The following is a 6,587-nucleotide window of genomic DNA, read 5'->3' as shown; positions in this document are numbered from 1 at the left end:
AGTCTCCATAGTGATCAAGGATGGCAATACCAACACGATTCTTATCACAGGTTTTTAGAGAGTAAGGGAATCCAAACATCTATGTCACGTAAAGGTGACAGCCCAGACAACGGTATGATGGAATCTTTCTTTGGCATTTTGAAATCGGAAATGTTTTATGGTTATGAGAAGGCGTTTCAGTCGCTTAAGCAATTGGAACAAGCTATTGTGGACTATATTGATTACTACAACAACAAACGAATTAAGGTCAAACTAAAAGGACTTAGCCCTATGCAATACAGAACTAAATCCTTCGCTTAAATTATTTGTCTAACTTCTTGGGGTCAGTACACAGCTGTTCTTTTTAGTTTTCTTTTACTGGGATTTCCTTGATAACACGCGCAGGATTGCCAGCTAGGACAACATTGTCTCCAAAGGACTTGGTGATCACGGCCCCCGCTCCTGCAACGACGTTATTGCCCAGTGTCACTCCAGGAAGGACAATGACGCCACCTCCAGCCCAGAAATTGTCTCCAATGGTGATGGGCTTGCCGTATTCGACTCCTGAATTGCGTTCATACGGATCCAGTGGATGGAGTGGGGTTAAAAACTGACAGTTGGGACCAAGCATGGCATTGTTGCCGATGCGAATCGGACAAACATCCAGTATGGTCAAGTTCCAATTAGAATAAAAATTTTCCCCTAGATGGATATTGACCCCATAATCGACCACCAGGCGTGGATTGATGTAAAGATTTTGCCCAGTTGAGCCAAACCAAGTCTTGATGATTTCGGCTCCCTTCAAGGGATCTTCTTCTCGGTTAAAGGCCGCCTGTTGTTGGCGAGAAGCCTGCGCCAAGGCCCGTAATTCTGGATCCGACGGACGGTAAGGCTCCCCTGCTATCATTTTCTGGTATTCGCTGGTCATCTCATCACCTCATACTTACTTTGGACCCATCATATCAAAAAGCCTCTGAAAGGTCAAGAATAGCCTGCTTTCTAAACTCTCAAAACCAAGCCCTCTCCCAAGTCAAAACAACTTGCTTGACAAAAGCTTGACTTCGTGGTTTAATATACCCCATAAGGGTATATTTGGAGGTGCCTATGTTTCACTTATTTACAAAAATTGACAGTATTTCTACCAGCGAGTTAGAAGTTAAACTCAAGGAACCGATTCAACTACTGGATGTTCGAACGCCTACGGAATTCCATAGAGGTCATATCAAAAACGCCAAGAATGTCCCTCTAACCGAAATCGGATCTTATACACCAGCGACAAAAGAAACACTCTATGTCATTTGTCATTCTGGTGTGCGAAGCAAACTAGCTGCGAAGAAGCTAAAGAAAAAAGGCTACGATGTCATCAATGTCCGAGGCGGTATGAGTGCTTGGACAGGTAAGGTCATCTAGATGTATAAAGGAGAAAGTCAATGAAAATTATCATTGTCGGGGGAGTTGCAGGCGGAATGTCAGCAGCAACCCGTCTCAGACGTCTCATGGAAGACGCTGAAATCACTATTTTTGAGAAAGGTCCCTTTGTTTCCTTTGCAAACTGCGGACTTCCTTACTATGTTTCAGGAGAAATTGCAAACCGTGATAGTTTATTGGTCCAAACTCCTGAAAGTCTCAAAGCACGCTTTAATCTGGATGTTCGTCCTTTCCATGAGGTCATCAGCATTTCGCCAGCAGAGCGCACTGTGACCGTACGCCATGATGGACAGGAATTCACAGAAAGCTACGACAAGTTGATCCTCTCCCCAGGAGCTAAACCATTTGTTCCTACCATTGAAGGCTTGGCAGAAGCTAAGAACGCCTACACGCTTCGCAATGTTCCCGATCTCGATGAAATTATGGCAGCCTTGGACAATCATCCAAAAGAAGCTGTCGTTATCGGTGCAGGATTTATCGGGCTTGAAATGGCTGAAAACCTGGCGAAACGTGGATTGCAAGTTACTATCGTTGAGAAAGCACCCCATGTCTTGCCACCATTAGATCAGGAAATGGCGGCCTTTGTCCAAGCAGAATTGGTTAAAAACGGCGCCCGCGTTATCACTTCTCAGTCAGCGACTCGATTTGAAGACCAAGGAAAAGTCATCGCTCTCGAAAACGGTCAAAAGATCACTTCTGACCTCACCATCCTTTCTGTCGGTGTTGAACCTGAAAACGGACTGGCTAAAGCTGCGGGGATTGAACTGGGACTTCGTGGTGGGATCCTGGTCGATGAACATTATGAAACCAGTCAAAAAGATATTTTTGCAGTTGGGGATGCCATCGTCGTCAAGCAAGAGATTACAGGCCAAGATACCCTCATCTCTCTAGCCTCTCCTGCCAATCGTCAAGGACGACAAGTAGCGGATGTCATCGCAGGACTCGGTCGTACAAACAAGGGCAGTATCGGCACTGCTATCGTTCGTGCCTTTGATATGACAGCTGCTTCGACTGGTCTCAGCGAGCGTATCCTTCGCATGCATCAACTTCCTTACAAGGCACTTCATGTCAGTGGGAAAGACCACGCTGGTTATTATCCAGGCGCTACTGATATGACCTTAAAGCTCCTCTTTGACCCAAACACTGGAAAAATCTATGGTGCCCAAGGGGTTGGGAAGAAAGGTGTTGACAAACGAATCGATATCCTAGCAACTGCTATCAAGGGAAATCTCACCGTCTTTGACTTACCAGAGTTAGAGTTTACCTATGCGCCACCATTTGGCTCTGCCAAGGATCCCGTCAATATGCTGGGTTACGCAGCCTTGAACCTTATCGAAGGTCTCAGCGACAACGTTCAATGGTACCAGCTCGAAGACGAACTGGCTAAGGGAAAGAAATTCCTTGATGTACGGACAAGTGGCGAATTCCAAAGTGGTCGACTTAAGGTTGACACCATCCACATCCCCCTAAACGAACTACGGGAACGCTTGGATGAACTGGACAAGAACCAAGCCTACATCGTTAGCTGCCACAGTGGTTTGCGCAGCTATATCGCAGAGCGTATCCTCAAGCAAGCAGGATTTACCGTCCAAAACCTTGACGGCGCTTATTCACTATACAAAATGGCTAAGCCAGAAGGAGTAGAATATGGTAACTAATATCAGCATGGCTGACTTTTATGAAAAATATCAAAATGAAAATCTAGAACTTATCGATGTCCGTGAAGCACATGAATTCCAAGCAGGACATGCACCAGGTGCCAAAAATCTTCCGTTAAGTACCTTGGAGCAAGGCTACAAAGAACTCAAACCTGACCATGAATACCATGTCATCTGCCAAGGTGGAGTACGTTCTGCCTCTGCCTGTCAATTTCTCAGCGCCCAAGGCCTCACCGTTACCAATGTAGAAGGTGGTATGAATGCTTGGCCAGGTGAGGTAGAATAATCAAAAAACCGATTAAATTTCTTAATCGGTTTTTTCGTTTTTACAACTCAATGATATGGAACTCGTAACCAATCGCTTCTAAAAAACGAAGCAAATCTACGGTATCCAAAAAAAGGGTTTTCTCGTTGGTATTGGGGTGGAAACTCATCTGTTTTTCCGACATGATTTCTTTGTCGAAATAAACTTGAATGTCCTTGTCAGTATTGTTCAGCAAGCCAAATGGAGAAACAACACCTGCTGGTAACATCATTTTTTCAAACAAGCTCTCAGAGGAAGCCATACGGATTCTATTGGCTCCTACCAAGTCTTTCAAGAGGTCCATATCCAAACGTTTCTTATCATCCATAATCACGAGATAATAGGTTGTTTTCTTTTTGTTGGTGAGAAACATGGTTTTGGTACGGACACCTTCGATCCCCTCGATAAAACTGTCGGCTTGCTCTGTTGTCAAGGCTGGCTCGTGCTCCACGATTTCAAAAGGAATATCTAGCTCATTTAGCATCTCTACTACTTTTTCGTATGCTTCCATTGCTGGCCTTCTTCAACTTGTCTTACTATCTTTAATTATACCACAAAAATGGGTTTTCTTCCAATTTGTATCCAAGCATCTCTAGGTTTCTTTCATTTTCATACAAGTTGTCTTAGACGGAACTCCAACTGTTAGGATGGGCATGATTTCCAGCCAGCAAGCATATCTTTTCTTTCCACCGTATAGCCACAAGGTATATCCGCGACTTGTCCGATAGATGCGTCTGGTTTAAATGCTTCAGCTAGAGAAATGAGGCGCGCATCCTCCTTGTGAACGTTCTAGCAATTACATATTTTTTGCATAGTCAAAACGCTGATTAATCTTTTTACTCAAAACAACTAATTCTCCCAAGATAGCCCTCTGGCATATAAAAAGGACATAGCTATCGCTGTCAATGTCCATTGCAGCCAAGCAGAAGCCTTGAGACTGCCACTTTTGATCCAGAGTTCTAGCCCAGAGGGGAATGTCTCCATCTTCTTCTAGCCAAGCTTGGTTTAAATGTAGACCCTGTTTCTGGGCCAAGGGCTCTAGCTGATAGAAAAATTCTTCCATATCTGACTGCCAATCTAACTCAACCAAGTCCTTGCTTTCTAGCAACTCATCAACCAAGCCAATCCATCTGATCGTCTCTTGGCCATCTTCTAAGTCGATACAACGCTCATCGTAGCGGTCTTCATTTTCTTGGAAATACCTTTGTGGATTTTCAAAACAGGCCTTTAATCGCGCTAATACTTCTCTATCATCTGTTAAGATTCCAGCAATTTCTAGATAGGTCTCCATCTCACTTGTTTGATCCTCGCGCATATCAACAACAATATCCCAATTTGTATAATCTGGCACCCTTCTCTAGAAGCTCTTGAAGCATGGCAAGAACTTTTTCTAGGCGCAAGTCTGTTGTCCCATAGATGACATTTTCATTGAGACTGGCTGGGTCAGCGATACTCACATCCAGACAAAAACCTTTTGTATCTTCTTCATAACAAACCTGGACAAAATCAGACACCAAGTGACCTTGCTCAAGTTTGATAAGCTGGTCGGGGATTAAAAAGACAAAATCCTTGGAACCCATACTAACACCTAACAGTTGGCTCTTCACATCCTCAAGACTAAAGTTTCTTAACTCTTGCTCACCATTATCCAAGGCCCAATCCGAAAAGAGTTTTTCTGACATCATATGCCAATCATCCCCGGCATCTTCTACTAGATAGTCTGGCGCAAAGATGCTAGAAGTCCCATCCGCTAACACCTTATCGACTTCCGCCTGCAACCATTTCTCCTTTAGTAGATGAATAAGGGCTAGAGGTAAGACTAGGCCTGGTAGACAAAACAAAATCCCTAGCAATGCCAGACCTTTATAGTGATTAACCGTTGGAGCCCCTTGGGAAGCTTGATTTAAGACCTCAGCTAAAGAATCTATGAGTCCACCCTGATTGGTCAAATAGAGCAGAGCTCCTTCTCCAGCCAAGAGTAGTAGAAAAACCACCAGCATTTTCTGGGACACTCTCTTGCACATGTCAATCTTACTTGCCAAGGGAATTTTTTCTGCTTGGGGAATCTTAACAAACCACTTTTGAGTTCGTTCTTCTTTTGTCATCTTTCCCTCCTGTGATTTACTTTCTTATCTTGTTCTATCACATAGAGAACTACTATTTTCGTTTGATAAGGTATTGAACAGCCTTTTCCAAGCGTTCTTTTTGAGCTTCAGGGTCGTCTAGTGGTTGGTTGATGCAGGCTGTGAGATTCTCGGTAATGATCATCTCAATCACGCGCTCCACACTCGAACGAACCGCTGTCAACTGGGTAATGATATCTGCACAATCACGCTCTTCTTCTATCATTTTTTGGATACCACGTAACTGGCCTTCTGAGCGTTTAAGGCGTGTTATATACTTTGAGTTTGTCATCTTCTTATCCTTGGTCACTTTTTCTTCATTATATCTCTAATGGACTCCTTTGTCAAAATTCTCGTTCCCTCTTTATCAATAGAATCTCACCCTGCTATCGCTTTCATGATATAATAGAATGACAAATACTATTAGAATCTATGCTCGTAGCAATACGAGTCATTCTTAGAATGGACCAGCCTATGAACTCTATCTATGGCCCTTGCGAAGTCTACTTACCCACTATCTTGCAGACCTTTGTCCAAGATATAGAAAAAGCTGCTACAAGCTATAAACAAGAAACCTCTCTCAAGCTATATGAACACTTGCACGCACGTATCAAAACCGAGGAAAGCATGCGCGAAAAATGCCGACGTAAAGGACTCCCCCTAACCAGTAAGTCTGCCCTCAAGGTGATTCGTGACGCTATCGGCGTTCGGATCATCACAGGCTTTACAGATGATATCTACCGCATCGTAGAGTATATTCGTCAGATACCCACCATCCATATTTTTAAAGAGAAAGACTATATCCGTCAGGTCAAACCTAATGGCTATCGTTCTTACCATCTGATTCTCGAGGTGACTACCCCCTATCCAGATTGCCTGGGAAATGCCCAAGGGACCTACTTTATCGAGATCCAACTACGCACGATTGCTATGGACTCTTGGGCCAGCCTTGAGCACCAGATGAAATATAAGAAAAACATCCAAAATCCTGAGCGAATCACACGTGAGCTCAAACGTTGTGCCGATGAGCTTGCTTCATGCGACTTGACCATGCAGACCATCCGTGATTTGATTCAGCGATCTGACCAAGACTAA

General features: G+C 43.9%; 10 protein-coding genes. 5 read left to right on the top strand and 5 right to left on the bottom strand.

The window, feature by feature from the left end; translation table 11 throughout:
* Positions 1-300: IS3 family transposase (locus BLS46_RS08465; RefSeq protein WP_142350468.1), on the top strand; the 300-nt coding region annotated here is incomplete at its 5' end.
* Between the two features lie 43 nt (positions 301-343).
* On the opposite strand, the gene BLS46_RS08460 is transcribed toward BLS46_RS08465, so the two are convergent.
* On the bottom strand, positions 344-907 hold the full coding sequence (locus BLS46_RS08460) for a sugar O-acetyltransferase (RefSeq protein ID WP_093586944.1): 564 nt from the start codon (positions 905-907) through the stop codon (positions 344-346).
* A 176-nt stretch (positions 908-1,083) separates the two neighbouring features.
* On the opposite strand from BLS46_RS08460, the gene BLS46_RS08455 reads away from it, so the two are divergent.
* Genes BLS46_RS08455 through BLS46_RS08445 form a run of 3 tightly spaced genes read left to right on the top strand, consistent with a single transcriptional unit; the run spans position 1,084 to position 3,351 of the window.
* Complete coding sequence (locus BLS46_RS08455; RefSeq protein ID WP_084933844.1) at positions 1,084-1,389, top strand: rhodanese-like domain-containing protein; 306 nt, start codon at positions 1,084-1,086, stop codon at positions 1,387-1,389.
* 20 nt (positions 1,390-1,409) lie between these two features.
* Positions 1,410-3,065: an FAD-dependent oxidoreductase gene (locus BLS46_RS08450; RefSeq protein ID WP_093586942.1), complete on the top strand. Its 1,656-nt coding sequence runs from the start codon at positions 1,410-1,412 to the stop codon at positions 3,063-3,065.
* Positions 3,055-3,351, top strand: coding sequence for a rhodanese-like domain-containing protein (locus BLS46_RS08445; protein WP_093586940.1), 297 nt, complete (start codon positions 3,055-3,057; stop codon positions 3,349-3,351). Before BLS46_RS08450 ends, BLS46_RS08445 begins: the two co-directional genes overlap by 11 nt.
* Before the next feature lie 40 nt (positions 3,352-3,391).
* Here the strand turns inward: BLS46_RS08445 and BLS46_RS08440 are convergent, their stop codons facing one another.
* From BLS46_RS08440 to BLS46_RS08425, 4 genes are all read right to left on the bottom strand, one after another.
* Positions 3,392-3,880: a prolyl-tRNA synthetase associated domain-containing protein gene (locus BLS46_RS08440; RefSeq protein ID WP_093586938.1), complete on the bottom strand. Its 489-nt coding sequence runs from the start codon at positions 3,878-3,880 to the stop codon at positions 3,392-3,394.
* Positions 3,881-4,165: 285 nt separating this feature from the next.
* Positions 4,166-4,720, bottom strand: coding sequence for a DUF6630 family protein (locus BLS46_RS08435; protein WP_093586936.1), 555 nt, complete (start codon positions 4,718-4,720; stop codon positions 4,166-4,168).
* The gene (locus BLS46_RS08430; RefSeq protein ID WP_093586934.1) at positions 4,686-5,474 is read right to left on the bottom strand and encodes a hypothetical protein; all 789 of its coding nucleotides are present in this window, start codon (positions 5,472-5,474) and stop codon (positions 4,686-4,688) included. Before BLS46_RS08430 ends, BLS46_RS08435 begins: the two co-directional genes overlap by 35 nt.
* Before the next feature lie 52 nt (positions 5,475-5,526).
* Complete coding sequence (locus BLS46_RS08425) at positions 5,527-5,784, bottom strand: metal-sensitive transcriptional regulator (protein WP_000185163.1); 258 nt, start codon at positions 5,782-5,784, stop codon at positions 5,527-5,529.
* A 182-nt stretch (positions 5,785-5,966) separates the two neighbouring features.
* Between BLS46_RS08425 and BLS46_RS08420 the strand changes: the two genes are divergently transcribed.
* The gene (locus BLS46_RS08420; protein WP_093586948.1) at positions 5,967-6,587 is read left to right on the top strand and encodes a GTP pyrophosphokinase; all 621 of its coding nucleotides are present in this window, start codon (positions 5,967-5,969) and stop codon (positions 6,585-6,587) included.

The organism is Streptococcus sp. NLAE-zl-C503 (assembly GCF_900104285.1).
GTDB lineage: Bacteria > Bacillota > Bacilli > Lactobacillales > Streptococcaceae > Streptococcus.
The sequence above is the reverse complement of the archived record's forward strand: the minus strand, read 5'-3'. Positions and strand labels throughout refer to the sequence as shown.